The sequence below is a fragment of the Sphingopyxis sp. MC1 genome, assembly GCF_000371385.1.
Classification (GTDB): domain Bacteria; phylum Pseudomonadota; class Alphaproteobacteria; order Sphingomonadales; family Sphingomonadaceae; genus Sphingopyxis; species Sphingopyxis terrae.
Genome location: NZ_AOUN01000004.1, coordinates 258,615 through 272,070, shown reverse-complemented (window position 1 = coordinate 272,070; position 13,456 = coordinate 258,615). Strand labels below are relative to the sequence as shown.

General features: G+C 64.4%; 13 protein-coding genes and 1 tRNA gene. 9 read left to right on the top strand and 5 right to left on the bottom strand.

Annotated elements, in window-relative coordinates:
* The first annotated feature begins 15 nt into the window (after positions 1 to 15).
* The 3 genes from EBMC1_RS08170 to EBMC1_RS08160 all read left to right on the top strand — a co-directional run bounded on the left by EBMC1_RS08170 (position 16) and on the right by EBMC1_RS08160 (position 4,308).
* Complete coding sequence (locus EBMC1_RS08170) at positions 16 to 1,026, top strand: LacI family DNA-binding transcriptional regulator (protein WP_003043331.1); 1,011 nt, start codon at positions 16 to 18, stop codon at positions 1,024 to 1,026.
* Positions 1,027 to 1,297: 271 nt separating this feature from the next.
* Complete coding sequence (acnA, locus tag EBMC1_RS08165; protein WP_003043329.1) at positions 1,298 to 3,970, top strand: aconitate hydratase AcnA; 2,673 nt, start codon at positions 1,298 to 1,300, stop codon at positions 3,968 to 3,970.
* 71 nt (positions 3,971 to 4,041) lie between these two features.
* A complete protein-coding gene (locus EBMC1_RS08160; RefSeq protein ID WP_003043326.1) occupies positions 4,042 to 4,308 on the top strand; it encodes a CBU_0592 family membrane protein in 267 nt (88 codons plus the stop codon).
* Here the strand turns inward: EBMC1_RS08160 and EBMC1_RS08155 are convergent.
* Both EBMC1_RS08155 and EBMC1_RS08150 read right to left on the bottom strand, forming a co-directional pair.
* The gene (locus EBMC1_RS08155) at positions 4,286 to 4,477 is read right to left on the bottom strand and encodes a YgaP family membrane protein (RefSeq protein ID WP_040589835.1); all 192 of its coding nucleotides are present in this window, start codon (positions 4,475 to 4,477) and stop codon (positions 4,286 to 4,288) included. The genes EBMC1_RS08160 and EBMC1_RS08155 overlap by 23 nt on opposite strands.
* 114 nt (positions 4,478 to 4,591) lie before the next feature.
* A tRNA-Val gene (locus EBMC1_RS08150) sits at positions 4,592 to 4,667 on the bottom strand.
* A gap of 793 nt (positions 4,668 to 5,460) precedes the next feature.
* Here EBMC1_RS08150 and EBMC1_RS08145 point away from each other — a divergent pair.
* Positions 5,461 to 5,847 carry a hypothetical protein gene (locus tag EBMC1_RS08145; protein ID WP_003043320.1) on the top strand — a complete coding sequence of 129 codons (387 nt, stop codon included), beginning with the start codon at positions 5,461 to 5,463 and terminating at the stop codon, positions 5,845 to 5,847.
* On the opposite strand, the gene EBMC1_RS08140 is transcribed toward EBMC1_RS08145, so the two are convergent.
* From EBMC1_RS08140 to EBMC1_RS08130, 3 genes are all read right to left on the bottom strand, one after another.
* A complete protein-coding gene (locus EBMC1_RS08140) occupies positions 5,848 to 6,672 on the bottom strand; it encodes a DNA adenine methylase (RefSeq protein WP_051066373.1) in 825 nt (274 codons plus the stop codon).
* A 156-nt stretch (positions 6,673 to 6,828) separates the two neighbouring features.
* Complete coding sequence (locus EBMC1_RS08135) at positions 6,829 to 7,833, bottom strand: phage portal protein (protein WP_003043311.1); 1,005 nt, start codon at positions 7,831 to 7,833, stop codon at positions 6,829 to 6,831.
* The gene (locus EBMC1_RS08130) at positions 7,833 to 9,686 is read right to left on the bottom strand and encodes a terminase large subunit domain-containing protein (protein ID WP_156001065.1); all 1,854 of its coding nucleotides are present in this window, start codon (positions 9,684 to 9,686) and stop codon (positions 7,833 to 7,835) included. Before EBMC1_RS08130 ends, EBMC1_RS08135 begins: the two co-directional genes overlap by 1 nt.
* A 145-nt stretch (positions 9,687 to 9,831) precedes the next feature.
* Between EBMC1_RS08130 and EBMC1_RS08125 the strand changes: the two genes are divergently transcribed.
* The 5 genes from EBMC1_RS08125 (at position 9,832) to EBMC1_RS08105 (ending at position 13,451) form a co-directional block, all read left to right on the top strand.
* Positions 9,832 to 10,716 (top strand): GPO family capsid scaffolding protein, encoded by an 885-nt coding sequence (locus EBMC1_RS08125; RefSeq protein WP_003043304.1) that lies wholly within the window; start codon positions 9,832 to 9,834, stop codon positions 10,714 to 10,716.
* Positions 10,717 to 10,759: 43 nt separating this feature from the next.
* A complete protein-coding gene (locus EBMC1_RS08120; RefSeq protein ID WP_003043300.1) occupies positions 10,760 to 11,809 on the top strand; it encodes a phage major capsid protein, P2 family in 1,050 nt (349 codons plus the stop codon).
* Between the two features lie 124 nt (positions 11,810 to 11,933).
* Positions 11,934 to 12,662, top strand: a complete 729-nt coding sequence (gene gpM / locus EBMC1_RS08115) for a phage terminase small subunit (protein WP_003043297.1) — start codon at positions 11,934 to 11,936, stop codon at positions 12,660 to 12,662.
* 100 nt (positions 12,663 to 12,762) lie between these two features.
* Complete coding sequence (locus EBMC1_RS08110) at positions 12,763 to 13,239, top strand: head completion/stabilization protein (RefSeq protein ID WP_003043294.1); 477 nt, start codon at positions 12,763 to 12,765, stop codon at positions 13,237 to 13,239.
* On the top strand, positions 13,239 to 13,451 hold the full coding sequence (locus EBMC1_RS08105; protein ID WP_003043292.1) for a tail protein X: 213 nt from the start codon (positions 13,239 to 13,241) through the stop codon (positions 13,449 to 13,451). Before EBMC1_RS08110 ends, EBMC1_RS08105 begins: the two co-directional genes overlap by 1 nt.
* Positions 13,452 to 13,456 lie beyond the last annotated feature (5 nt).

Here is a 13,456-nt window from a genome sequence, read left to right as displayed (position 1 = left end):
GGAGACGGACTGCACATGAAAACCCTGCGCCCGACATCGTTCGACGTCGCCGAGCGCGCGGGCGTGTCGCAGTCGACCGTCTCGCGCGCGCTGCGCAGCAGCCCCGGCGTCAACGCCGAAACGCGTGCCCGCGTCGCGCAGGCGGCGGCCGAGCTTGGCTATGTCGTCGATCGCCACGCCTCGTCGCTGCGCCTCAAGAGCAGCGAGACGATCGCGCTCGTCACCATCTGCCGCCCTGGCGAGGACCGCAGCGCGATCAACCCCTTTTATTTCGCGCTTCTCGGCAGCATCGCCGCCGCCACCTCGGCACGCGGTTTCAATTTGCTCGTTTCCTTTCAGGAGAGCGAAGCCAATTTCCGCGCCGATTTCGTTCGCTCGGGGCTCGCCGACGCGATGATCGTCATCGGCACGACCAGCAACCGCGCCGCGTGGGACTATTTCGCCGCGGCGCAGGCATCGGGGCATGATTTCACCTGCTGGGGCAGCCCCGGCGGCGACTTCCACTGGATGCGCAGCGATAATGAGGTGGGCGGGCGCCTCGCCGCCGATCATCTCGTCGCCACCGGCCGCCGCCGCCTCGCCTTCGTCGGACCGCAGCGCTCGCCGCAGCGCCAGTTCGACGAGCGCCGCGACGGCTTCACCGCCGCGCTCGCTGCGCACGGCCTCGCCCCCGTCCTCGCCGAGCCGCCGCCGGCGGAAGATCGCCATGCCCAGGGTATCGCCGCGGCACGCGCGCTGCTCGCCGCGCATCCCGACATCGAGGGTATTTTCGCCGCCAGCGACATGCTCGCGCTGGGGGTGCTTCAGGGGATCAAGGATATGGGGCGCAGCGTGCCCGGCGACGTCGCGCTGATCGGCTTCGACGGCATCCGCGCCGGTACGCTCGCCGACCCTGCGCTCACCACGATCGAGCCCGATCTCGACGCCGCGGGCGAGGCGCTCGTCGCCATGGCGCTGGAGGATGATGCCCACGCCCGCGACGGCACCCGCATACCCGTCCGCCTCGCGGTGCGCGGTACCGCCTGAGCGCGGCTGCTCGGGCGGGCTCGTCCTCGCGAGCAATAACGCTTCGGGGCCGCGACACCTTGTGTCCTTGTGCGGGAAAAATTCGGGCGCCGCCCGTGGACGAATGGCTGGGTTCGCGTGCATCATCCACCCCCACCCCCTTGCATTTCCCTGCCCCCGGCGTAAGGCGGCGCGGACATAAACCCGCGCGTGCGACTCCGCTTGCCCCGCTCTCCTGGCTTGGGCGGCCGGCCGTCATTCCCCGCCGCGCCAACATGGGGACTGCTGACCTATGACCACCACCGGCCACGATACGCTGGGAACCCGCTCGACGCTGAGCGTCGGCGGCAAGAGCTACGCTTATTATTCGCTCGAAAAGGCGGCAGCAAAGCTGGGCGACGTTTCGCGCCTGCCATTCAGCATGAAGGTGCTGCTCGAAAATCTGCTGCGCTTCGAGGACGGCGGCTTCACCGTCTCGACTGATGACGTCCAGGCGCTCGTCGACTGGCAGAAGGATCCCCATTCGAACCGCGAAATCCAGTATCGCCCGGCGCGCGTGCTGCTGCAGGATTTCACCGGCGTTCCCTGCGTCGTTGACCTTGCCGCAATGCGCGATGCGATTGCCAAGCTCGGCGGCGACACGACCAAGATCAACCCGCTCGTCCCCGTCCACCTCGTCATCGACCACTCGGTCATGGTCGACGAATTCGGCACGCCGAAGGCGTTCGAGCAGAATGTCGAGATCGAATATTATCGCAACGGCGAACGCTACGACTTCCTGAAATGGGGGTCGAAGTCGCTTTCGAACTTCAAGGCGGTGCCTCCGGGCACCGGCATCTGCCACCAGGTCAACCTCGAACATATCGCGCAGGCGGTGTGGTCGAGCGAAGATGCCGACGGCACCACCGTCGCCTATCCCGACACCTGCGTCGGCACCGACAGCCACACGACGATGATCAACGGCCTCGGCGTCCTCGGCTGGGGTGTCGGCGGGATTGAAGCGGAAGCGGCCATGCTCGGCCAGCCCGTGTCGATGCTGATCCCCGAAGTCGTCGGCTTCAAATTCACCGGCAAGCTGAAGGAAGGCGTCACCGCGACCGACCTGGTGCTCACCGCGACGCAGATGCTGCGCGCCAAGGGCGTCGTCGGCCGCTTCGTCGAATATTTCGGCCCCGGCCTCGCCTCGCTGAGCCTCGCCGACCGCGCGACGCTCGCCAATATGGCGCCCGAATATGGCGCGACCTGCGGCTTCTTCGGCATCGACGACAAGACGATCGATTACATGCGCCTGACCGGCCGCAGCGAAGAAAATATCGCGCTGGTCGAAGCCTATGCGAAGGCGCAGGGGCTGTGGATCGTCGACGGCGCGGCGGACCCCGTGTTCACCGACACGCTCGAACTCGACCTGTCGACCGTCGTCCCGTCGCTCGCCGGGCCGAAGCGGCCGCAGGACCGCGTCTCGCTTCCCGATGTCGACGATGTGTTCAACGCCGACATGGCAAAGGTCTATAACAAGGCGCAGACGCGCGTGCCGGTCGAGGGCAAGGATTTCGACATCGGCGACGGCGACGTGACCATCGCCGCGATCACCAGCTGCACCAACACCTCGAACCCCGGCGTGCTCGTTGCCGCGGGGCTCGTCGCCAAAAAGGCCGACGAGCTGGGCCTGAAGCCCAAGCCGTGGGTCAAGACCAGCCTCGCGCCGGGATCGCAGGTCGTCACCGACTATCTCGAAAAGGCCGGGCTGCAGAAGCATCTCGACAATATCGGCTTCAACCTCGTCGGCTATGGCTGCACCACCTGTATCGGCAACTCGGGTCCGCTCGCCGAGCCGATTTCGAAGGCGATCAACGAGAATGGCCTCGTCGCCGCGGCGGTCATCTCGGGCAACCGCAACTTCGAAGGCCGCGTGTCGCCTGATGTGCGCGCGAACTTCCTCGCCTCTCCGCCGCTCGTTGTCGCCTATGCGCTCAAGGGCACGGTGATCGAGGATTTTACCACCACCCCGATCGGCACCGGCAAGGACGGGCAGGACGTGTTCCTCAAGGACATCTGGCCGACCAATCAGGAAGTCGCCGACATGGTCGCCGGCGCGGTTGACCGCGACATGTTCGAGGCGCGCTACGCGCACGTCTACAAGGGCGACGCGCACTGGCAGAAGATCGAGGTCGAGGGCAGCGACACCTATCAGTGGCGCGCAGGCTCGACCTATGTCGCCAACCCGCCCTATTTCGAGGGCATGTCGATGACCCCGGCGCCGGTCAGCGACATCGTCGGGGCAAAGCCGCTCGCGATCCTCGGCGACAGCATCACCACCGACCATATTTCTCCGGCGGGCAGCATCAAGGCGGATTCGCCGGCCGGAAAATGGCTGATGGAACATCAGGTCAGCAAGGCCGACTTCAACAGCTACGGCGCCCGCCGCGGCCACCACGAAGTGATGATGCGCGGCACCTTCGCCAACATCCGCATCAAGAATGAAATGGTCCCCGGCATCGAAGGCGGCATGTCGCGCTATGGCCAAGAAGTCATGCCGATCTATGACGCCGCGATGCGCCACAAGGCCGACGGCACCCCGCTCGTCGTGATCGCCGGCAAGGAATATGGCACCGGCTCGTCGCGCGACTGGGCGGCGAAGGGCACCAACCTGCTCGGCGTCCGCGCCGTCATCGTCGAAAGCTTCGAACGCATCCACCGCTCGAACCTCGTCGGCATGGGCGTGCTGCCGCTCCAGTTCATCGAGGGGCAGACCCGCGAGACGCTGGGCCTGACTGGCGACGACAGCTTCACCATCACGGGCATCGCCGACATCAAGCCGCGCCAGACGGTGACGGTCGAGGTCACGCGCCCCGACGGTTCGACCTTCAGCTTCGATACGCTGTGCCGGATCGATACCGCGAACGAGGTCGAATATTATATGAACGGCGGCATCCTGCACTATGTGCTGCGCAAACTCGCGGCCTGATTGTCGCGGGACAATCGGCAATATGCGCCCGCCCCCTTACCGGGGCGGGCGTTTTCTTTGGGGATAGGGCGATGAACCTGCTTCAGATCATGATCGAGGTGATCGGCTGGACCGCGGCCGCGATCATTCTGGCAAGCTATGTGCTGCTCTCGCTCGGCAAGCTCGAACCGCGCGGCGCGGCCTATCAATGGATGAACGTCGTCGGTGCCACCGGCTTCGTCATCAATTCGGGCTATAACGGCGCCTTGCCGTCCGCCGGCCTCAACATCATCTGGGCCGCGATCGGCCTTTTTACCCTGTGGAACGTGCGCCGTCTCAGCCGCGCGGACAGGTGCTGACCCCAAGCAGCGAATAGGCGGGGCAACGGCTCGACAGGCCGGTGAGCAGCGGCACCACCCCGATATAGCCCCACGGGCCGATACGCCCGTACGCGGCGAGAACGATCAGCATTACGCCAACGACGATCCGCAGCAGGCGGTCGATGGTGCCAACATTGCGTGCAAACATATCCAGACTCCCGATTGCAGGTGCGACACGGAAGTTTTGACGCGCGCGCGGCGCGCGGTCATTGCGCTGGATCAAGAGACGCGGCCCCCGCCCGTTTCGGGCCGGGCGGCGGGATGGTGGGCGCTGACGGGCTCGAACCGCCGACCCTCTCGGTGTAAACGAGATGCTCTACCAACTGAGCTAAGCGCCCCATCGCGTGGGAGCGGCGCAAATGCGGGCATTTTCTTTGCCCGTCAAGGTCTTTCCGGCGTCGTCGAGAGGAACCCAACGAAAACGGTGGGACATGAGCGCCCCGCAGAATTCCCGAAATATGTTCCCGGTCTGTCTACCGCTCGATCTGACATTAAACCTCCGATCGCGATGACATTATCCGCGATCGGCGCGTGATTACGAATTCACGGAGCAGCACAATTCATTATTCGGGAGTGCGTGGGGATGACCTAACCTTTCTAACATGCTTGTAATATCAACGTCTTACCTCCTAATTTTGACCGCATTTTCGCCTAACCAGATTAGGATATACCAGTCTAACTTTTCAAATTATCTAACCTATTGAATTAGTGAGATTTAATGAGGATGCGCCTGAAAAGTTAGGCACTGGTAAGATGGCGTTTCTAATATTTATATCATTTAAATACAGTCAGTTAGACTTGTCCACGGCTGTCAGTTCGGAGAATTAGGTCGCGCCGATATCGGTCGCTCTCTTCGATCGGCCGTCGAGAATTTTCCCGCGAAAAGCAGGGGTTTGCATTGATCTGCGATCAATTGCGTCGGCTCGGCAGGGTCGCACGTCTCACTCTATGGCGCGGGCCGCTAGGTGGATCGCTCGGCGCTCGGCTGCGTCAAAACCATCAAAAAAGCGAGCAGGCGAGGCGTGGGGGCGAGCGCGGCGCGCTGGGTCGGGTTGAGAGGTCTCGCGGCGGTGGGCCTTGCCCGGCGGTCCACGCTTGCGCATGTGTTCATGATATGTTCCATACTTGGCGATGGCGCGGCGATTCGAGACGATCGAGGACATAGCGTGGCGCGGCCTGCGCCTGCGCCTCTGGTGCTACACGTGCGCGCGGGCGTCGGAGCTGGACGCGGGCGAAGTGCTGGCCCGGTTCGCCGCCAAGGGGTGGCCACTCGACCTTGCATCGGCGCGCGAGCATTTCCGGTGCCGCGGCTGTCGATCGAGCGACGACGTGCTGATCCTGCCGGCGAGGGCGGCACCCCCTCCGCCCCCGGAAGCGCAGCCGCGCGAATTGTCATGGGCGAATCAGGTGGCCGCGTTCTTCCACTCGAACAGGGCGCGGCGGAAAGAGAAACCTCTTCCCGCCGCCTATGAGGAGCTACTGCAAAAGCTGCGCCATAAGGACTGGCGCCCGCGCTGATCAGTTCGAGATGATCAGCTCGCCGAACGTCCCGGCCTTGGCAGTGCCGCCGATCGTGTAGCGGCAGCTTACCTCCTCCATGGCAAAGCCGTCGAACAGCGCGCGGACCTCGGGCTTGTCATTGATCGACAGGAGGAACCGGCCTTTCAGGCCGCGCAGCACGGTCGCCATCTGCTCGAATTCCTCGCGCGCGAACATGCCGTCGCCATAGTCGCGCTCACACCCGAAATAGGGCGGGTCGAGATAGAAGAGGGTGCCGGGGCGGTCATAGGTCATGATGAAGTCGGCCCACGGCTTGCGCTCGATCGTCACCGGCGCGAGCCGGACGTGCAGATCCTCCAGCATCGGTGCCAGCTTCGTCACGTCGAACCGCGCCGAGCGGCCCGTATCGACCCCAAAATTGCGCCCGCGCACCTTCCCGCCGAACGCCACCCGCTGCAGATACAGAAAGCGCGCCGCGCGCTGCAGGTCGGTCAGCGTCGCCGGGTCAACCCGCGACAGCCGTTCGAACTCGGCCCGCGTCGTGATCTGGAAGCGCAGCATGTCGAGGAAGGCGACGTAATGATGCTGCAGGATCCGAAAGAAGGTGGTCACGTCCAGCGACCAGTCGTTGATGACCTCGGCCTTCGGGCGCTGCTTGCGGCGCAGAAAGACGCCGCCCATGCCAACGAACACCTCGGCATAGACATGATGCGGAACGGCCTCGATCCGTTCGACCAGGCGCCCGGCGAGGTTCTTCTTGCCGCCGATATAGGGGGCGACCGGCTTGGCCTTGGGGGCGGGCGACATCGAGTATTCGGGGGAAAGCTGCACTCTGGACTCCATGGCTCTATGTTCTCTATATGTTCCCTCGCCGGCAACGGCGGGGTGGACCCTGATTCGGATCCTGTTGGGGCCATGGCGGATAATAGGACCGCCGGTTCGGGCTGACTCCCTCAGCCCGTCCCCCGTCGCCGGCGGCGCCAGCGACGGGAAATCCGGTCAGGCGGCGGCGCTGCTCGGCGCGTAGCCGTTGAACGCGATCGCCTCATATCCAAGGAACTCGTTGATCTGCAGGAAGCGGCGCTGCAGCGGCACGATCTCGTGATCGAAATAGACCCGCGCCGCGTCGGATATGCTGCCGAAGCCCGCGGCATTGGTCGGCACCACGCCGATAAGCTGGGGCGGGACGCGGTGCGCGGCAAGGATATCGTCGCGCGTCGCATTCTTGATGCCGACGAATTCGTCTTTCGCCGCGACCTCGCTGATCGGCAGGATCTGGACGCCCTTTTCCTTCCCCTTCGGGATGTGGAGATAGAGGTTGCGGAAATTGCCCGGACCCTTCGACTGGCGCATCGCCTCGCGGATCGCCTCGCTGTCGGGATCGCTCAGCCCTTCCTCGCTGACATAGAAGATATATCCGGCATGGCTGCCGTTCTTGTAATAGCGGCGGCGAAACAGCGTTGCGGCTTCGTTGAGCAGGCCGCTCTGAAGCGCGGCATACCATTCGGGGACGCCATAGATTTCCTGCGCCAGATCGGGTTCGAGCAGGTGGCAGATGGATCCGCGCTTGAATTCATGGTCGGGCTTGCCGGGCTGGTTGAAGAAGAACTGCCCCGGCTCCTTGCCGACGCGCGTGTGGATCGCCGGGCTGTTCTTCAGGCGCAGCGCGCGCCCGGCGATATTGTCGATCCGCTCCAGATAGGCGTTGCCCGTCGCCAGATAGTTGGTGACCAGTTTTTCGAACTCGGCATGCGCTAGCAGCGGCGTGGGCTTGAGCGACATGCTGAGCAGGTTGCGCTTCAGCGTGATCGCGCTCGAATGATGCGCCGACATGCGGTGCGCCTTGACCAGCCCGATCATCGAAATCGGCGGCGAATACCATCGGCCCGCGTCCGCCGCCTCCAGCATCAGCAGGAATTCGCTGCGATCGAGGACGCTTTCCGGTTCGCCGAAGGTGAACGCTTCGACGCCGCCGGGAGCGGCCTTGGTCTGGTCTTCGGTCATCAGCAAATCTCCACGGTGCTGCGCGCCGCGACCGCTTCAGGGTCGAGCGCTTCGTTGAACAGGGCATGCATGACGGCCCACGCAAGGTCGGCGTGGCCGGTGTCGCCGGAACGGCTGGCGACGAAGGTGATGGTCTTGCCGCCGCGCGTAACTTTGGGGCGGATCGCCATGAAGCTGTTGACGATGTCGGTCCAATGCGCAGCGAACTGCAGTCGGCCGTCGGCGATGACCTTCTTGGCCTTGAACACCATCATGGCCTTGGTCTCGGGCGTGTACCGGATCGCGCGCGTGTTCGGGAACCACGCGCTGACCAGGCTATAGACCGCGCTGCCGACGCCGGTGGTGTCGATCGCGATATGCGTGACGTGATAGCGGGCGCACATGGCGCGGATCGCCGCCGCCTGCTCCTGATAATCCTTCCCGCGAAACCGCTTGCGCTCAAGGATGCGGAACTTGCCGCCGGGCTTGGCAGGCGGGGCGAGGACGGCGAGCCCGGCTTCGTCGCCGTTGCCGCTCTCGCCGTTGGGATCGTAACCGATCCAGCATTCGCCGTCGCCGAACGGGCGCTGGCCGAACTCGTTGAAATCCTTCCACGCGTCGAAGACATCGACGCCGCAGCGGCGCATCATCTGGAAGGGGAAGACCGACTGCGTATCGTCGAGGAAGTGGCACAGGAAGAGGAGGTCAAATTCGTCGAGCGAATGTTCGAACTCCAGCTCGTCGCGATCGACCAGCTCGCCCAGCCCACCCGCGATCGCGTCGTCGATCGTGACGATGTTGCGCCAGATGCGGTCGGGGCCTTCGGCGCCATGCCTCAGCGCGTCGTGGCCGATATCGATCTTGACCTTGTCGGCCTTCGCCCGGCGCCGGTTGAACCGCTCGCCCGACCACAGCGGATAAGCTTCGTGCGCGAGGACGCTGGGCGTCGAGAAATAGGTGCGGCGGTAACGCTTGTGCGTCGCCATCGCCTGCGCGACCTTGTTGAGCTGCTCGAAGCCGAAGATCCAGAAAGCTTCGTCGACATAGATATCGCCGTGATAGCCCTGCGCGGTGCGGAAATTCGTGCCGAGGAAGTGCATCTCGAACGGCGGCAACGGCTCGCCATTCTCGTCCTCGCCGCGCTGGATCACCAGCGGATTGCCCTTCAGCGACAGGCCGAGGACTTCCTGCACCCACTGCACGATATACTGGCGGAATATATTCGCCTGGTTGCGGCTCGCCGACAGGAATATCTGGTTGTTGCCGGTCTTCAGGCCCCACAGCAGCGCCTCGCGCGCGAAATACCATGTCGCGCCGATCTGGCGGCTCTTCAGGATGAAGCGCGTCCGCCGGCTGACGTTCGCCCACCACGTCTCCTGATACAGGAAGTTGTCGCGGTGGAACGCCGCCTCGAGCTGGGCCAGCCCGTCGCGGTCGATCAGGTTCTTGGCCTTGCTCTTCTTTTCGCGGACCTCGGGCGAATTGCGGTTCGCGACCTTCGGGTTCAGATCGACTTCATTGCCGCCGCGCTCGAACTTGCGGATCCGCGCCGCCTTTTCCAGCCCGCGCCACAGAAGGTCGATTTCCTTGAAATCATGGCCGGTCTTCTTTTCCTTGGCGAGCAGCTGGCCAAGGCGGCATTCGACATGATCTTCGCACTTCTGGACGCTGCTCGCCTCGTCCCATTTGTCGCGGCCCTTCCAGCTCGCGATCGTGCTGCCCGGAATGTCCAGCTCTTCGGCGATCTGCGTGATCGTCCAGCCTTGCCAATAGAGCGAACGCGCACGACGCCGCGGCGGCGTCGGTGACACCTCCGGCGGTCGGATCGCGGTTGCCGTCTCTGGCGGGATGAAGATGGGCGGCGGAGGGGCCATGGCCCGCGCAAACTATGCGCGGCGGGCAATCCATCCTCCCTCCTGCTCCTGTATAACGCGCTTATACAGGAGCAAGTCGTTGCGGCTTCGCGCGCGGCAGTGGTGAACACGGGATCAACCGCACCACGCCAGCCCGGAGCCTGTCATGACCAAGTCGAAATTCTTCCGCGTCGCCGTCGAAGGCGCCACCGTCGACGGTCGCACGATCGACCGGAAATGGCTGGAGGAAATGGCCGCGACCTATAACCGCACCACCTATGCGGCGCGCGTGAACCTCGAACATATCCGCGGCATCGCGCCGCTCGGCAACAACAACTCGCCCTTCGGCGCCTATGGCGACATCCTGTCGGTCAAGACCGAGACGGTGGACATCGCGCTCGGCGGCAAGACCGAAAAGCGCCTCGCGCTGTTCGCGGAGATCGAGGCGCTCGATCCGCTGGTCGAACTCGTGCGCAAGGGGCAAAAGCTCTACACCTCGATCGAGGTCAACCCGAGCTTCGCCGACACCGGCAAGGCCTATCTGATGGGCCTCGCGGTCACCGACACGCCCGCATCGCTCGGTACCGAAATGCTGGAATTTTCGGCCAAGCTCGGCGCCAATAGCCCGCTCGCCCGCTTCAAGCAGCAGCCCGGAAATCATTTCTCGGTCGCGACCGAAACCACGATCGAGCTGCTCGACGACGCACCGAACGCCGATCCCACCGGCGTCTTCGGCGCCATCAAGGGCCTGCTCGAACGCTTCAATCCGCCCTCGCAGCAGCCGCAGCAGCAGCTCACCACCCCGCCCGCCGGGCAACAGGAGGCGCAGCAGCCCGCCGCCGGCGGCGAAGTCGCCGCCATCGCGCTCGCGGTCGGCCAGATGGCCGGCGCGATCGACAAGCTCGCGACCAGCACCACCCAGTCGCTGACCAGCATCCGCGGCGAGGTCGAGACGCTGCGCGACCAGATCAACGCCACGCCGCAGAACGGCCATCTCAGCCGCCCGATTTCGACCGGCGTCACCGAGCAGATGGTCCAGACCGACTGCTGACCCAGACCAACCCGCACCGTCTCTGCCGCCAAGGAACAAAGTCATGCAGAATCGCACCCGCCTGCTCTTCACCACCTTTCTGACCCGCGTCGCCGAACTCAACCACGTCGAATCCGCCCTTACCCAGTTCACCGTCGATCCGGCGGTCGAACAGAAGCTCGAAGAAGTGATCAAGCACGGCAGCGAGTTCCTGCAGCAGATCAATATTGAGCCGGTCATCCAGCAGATGGGCGACAAGGTCGGCGTCGGCGTCACGCGCACCATGGCGGGTCGCACCGACACCAGCGGCGCCGGGCGTCGCGATCCGGGCGATCCGACCGATACCGGCGATAAGGGGCGCTATATCTGCTACCAGACCGACTACGACTATTCGCTGAAATATTCGAAGCTCGACGCTTGGCGCCACAAGCCCGACTTCCAGACGCTCTTGCGCGACGCCATCGCGAAGCAGCAGGGCCGCGATCGCATCATGATCGGCTGGCACGGAATCGAAGCGGCCGACGACACCGATCGGGTTGCCAATCCCAATCTCGAAGACGTCAACGAAGGCTGGCTGCACAAGATCCGCACCTACGCGGCGGCGCATGTCCTCGACGATGGCGATCTTTCGGTTGCGCCCGCCAAGGCGATCTATGTTGCGCCCGGCGAAGTCGGCGTCGAAGTCGATTACCAGAACCTCGACGCGCTTGTCCTCGACGCCAAGAAGATGATCCCCGAATGGCGCCGCGGTGACACCGATCTGGTCGTCGTCGTCGGGCATGACCTGGTCGACGAAAAATATTTCAACATCGTCAATGCCACCGGCGACAAGGCGACCGAGATCGAGGCGGCGGATCGCATCCTGCGTTCCGAAAAGCAGCTCGGCGGTCTGCCGGCTGTCCGCGTTCCCTTCTTCCCGGCCAATGCCATCCTGATCACGACGCTCAAGAATCTGTCGATCTATTATCAGGAGGGCACCCGCCGCCGCTTCCTGAAGGATGAACCGGAAAAGAACCGGATCGCCAACTACGAGAGCGTCAACGAAGCCTATGTCGTCGAAGACTACGACATCACCGCCTTCGTCGAAAACATCGTCATCGGCAAGAAGCCCTGACGCCCGGAATAACACCCCCGGACGGTGTTGATCCCATGGGCTGGCGGGCGAGCCGGCCCATGGGGGAGCCACGAAAAACGGGGGAGGGTCGCCCGAACCTTCCCCACTTTCATGGAGCCACCGCATGAGCCTCGTTTCCCGCCATCTCGCCCGCCACGCCGCAGGCCGCGTTGCCGCCGCAGCTGCCAAGGCCGCGCCCGCCGCGACGCCCGAATCGCTCGATCCCGACTATGCCGCGCTGCTCGAAGTGCTGGGCGCGGATCTGCACACGCTCCACAATATCCAGTCGATCGAGCGCAAGATCGACGCCAAGCGCGGGATGATCGAGCGATACAAGGATTGGGTCGACGGCGCGCTGCGCGCCGGCGCCGATGGCAAGGCGGCGCAGGATGACATCGTCGCCGCGATGCTGATCTGGAGCCTCGACATTCAGGATTGGACCTATGCGCTGCAGATTGGCGCGCATGTCCTTGCCCATGGCGTTTCGCTCGAACGCTTCGTGAAGCGCACCGCGGGAACGGTGATCGCCGAGGAAGTCGCCGACGCCAGCATCAAGGATATCGATGCGGTTGATCATGGCACCTTGGTCGCGACCGATATCCTGACCGCCGAACAGGACATGCCCGACGAAGTGCGCGCCAAGCTGCAGCGCGCGATCGGCTGCAAGCTCGCGGCCGAAGCCGAGGCCTTCGACTCCGAATCGGACAACGCGCCCGCCGGCGGCAAGCCCGCGATCATGGAAGCCGCGCTTACGGCGCTGCGCCGCGCGGTCACGCTCGACGACAAGGTGGGCGTGAAAAAGGACATCGAAAAGCTGGAGCGCGAACTGAAGAAGCTCGCGCCCCCTACCTGACGCCCCACGGCGCCGCGGGGGCGGTGCGTGAACCGGTCGGATTACCCGCCTCCGGTTATGCGCTCCTCACCCCCGCACTTTGATTTGGAGACCGCCTGTCATGACCGGCTTTGTGGCGAACCCGCCCGCCCCGCAATCGCCCCCCGCGGCGACGGTCAAGGCCGATGGCTGGTTTCCCGACATCGACGTCAACATGGTTCGCGACGCGATGCGCCTGCGCGGCGAAGTGCCGCACCCGCGCCTGGTCGAAGCGCTGCGCGGCGCGATCCTGACCGTCACGATGCAGCTTGCGGCGTGGAAGGCAACGTGGGTGGCGGGCGGCGCCGCCGCGCTCGCCGACGTTCGACCCGACGAACAGATCGACGAACAGCACCGCCTCTCGCTGCTCTTCGTCCGCGCCGTGCGATTCTATGCCGCTGCCGAACTGGCCGACATGGCGCGCGACAGCTCGGCCACCAACGACGAAGCCGATCGGATCGAGGAAGAGCCGCAGGTCGCCGCCGAAATGAAGCGCATCGGCCTGCATGCCGTGCGCGACATGCTCGGCACCACGCGCGTCGCGGTGGAGCTGATCTGATGGCAGACCTCACCACCATCGAACCTGCCATCGGCGGCGAAACCCTCGATCACCTTTGCTGGCGCACCCTCGGCTCAGCCGATGCGATCGAGCATGTGCTTGCCCTGAATCCACGACTGACCAGCGTCGTGCTGCCGGAGGGCGCAGCGGTCATCCTGCCCGCGCGCTCGCCTTCGCCCCGCATGCTCGAAACTGTCCAACTGTGGAGCTGAAGCAA

Bases quoted from the DNA above. Each gene is read 5' to 3' on its own strand.
- EBMC1_RS08130 (WP_156001065.1), bottom strand. From the start codon at position 9,686: ATGGCCCCTCCGCCGCCCATCTTCATCCCGCCAGAGACGGCAACCGCG.
- EBMC1_RS08125 (WP_003043304.1), top strand. From the start codon at position 9,832: ATGACCAAGTCGAAATTCTTCCGCGTCGCCGTCGAAGGCGCCACCGTC.
- EBMC1_RS08170 (WP_003043331.1), top strand. From the start codon at position 16: ATGAAAACCCTGCGCCCGACATCGTTCGACGTCGCCGAGCGCGCGGGC.
- EBMC1_RS08145 (WP_003043320.1), top strand. From the start codon at position 5,461: ATGGCGCGGCGATTCGAGACGATCGAGGACATAGCGTGGCGCGGCCTG.
- EBMC1_RS08160 (WP_003043326.1), top strand. From the start codon at position 4,042: ATGAACCTGCTTCAGATCATGATCGAGGTGATCGGCTGGACCGCGGCC.
- EBMC1_RS08110 (WP_003043294.1), top strand. From the start codon at position 12,763: ATGACCGGCTTTGTGGCGAACCCGCCCGCCCCGCAATCGCCCCCCGCG.
- acnA (WP_003043329.1), top strand. From the start codon at position 1,298: ATGACCACCACCGGCCACGATACGCTGGGAACCCGCTCGACGCTGAGC.
- EBMC1_RS08135 (WP_003043311.1), bottom strand. From the start codon at position 7,833: ATGACCGAAGACCAGACCAAGGCCGCTCCCGGCGGCGTCGAAGCGTTC.
- EBMC1_RS08140 (WP_051066373.1), bottom strand. From the start codon at position 6,672: ATGGAGTCCAGAGTGCAGCTTTCCCCCGAATACTCGATGTCGCCCGCC.
- EBMC1_RS08105 (WP_003043292.1), top strand. From the start codon at position 13,239: ATGGCAGACCTCACCACCATCGAACCTGCCATCGGCGGCGAAACCCTC.
- gpM (WP_003043297.1), top strand. From the start codon at position 11,934: ATGAGCCTCGTTTCCCGCCATCTCGCCCGCCACGCCGCAGGCCGCGTT.
- EBMC1_RS08120 (WP_003043300.1), top strand. From the start codon at position 10,760: ATGCAGAATCGCACCCGCCTGCTCTTCACCACCTTTCTGACCCGCGTC.
- EBMC1_RS08155 (WP_040589835.1), bottom strand. From the start codon at position 4,477: ATGTTTGCACGCAATGTTGGCACCATCGACCGCCTGCTGCGGATCGTC.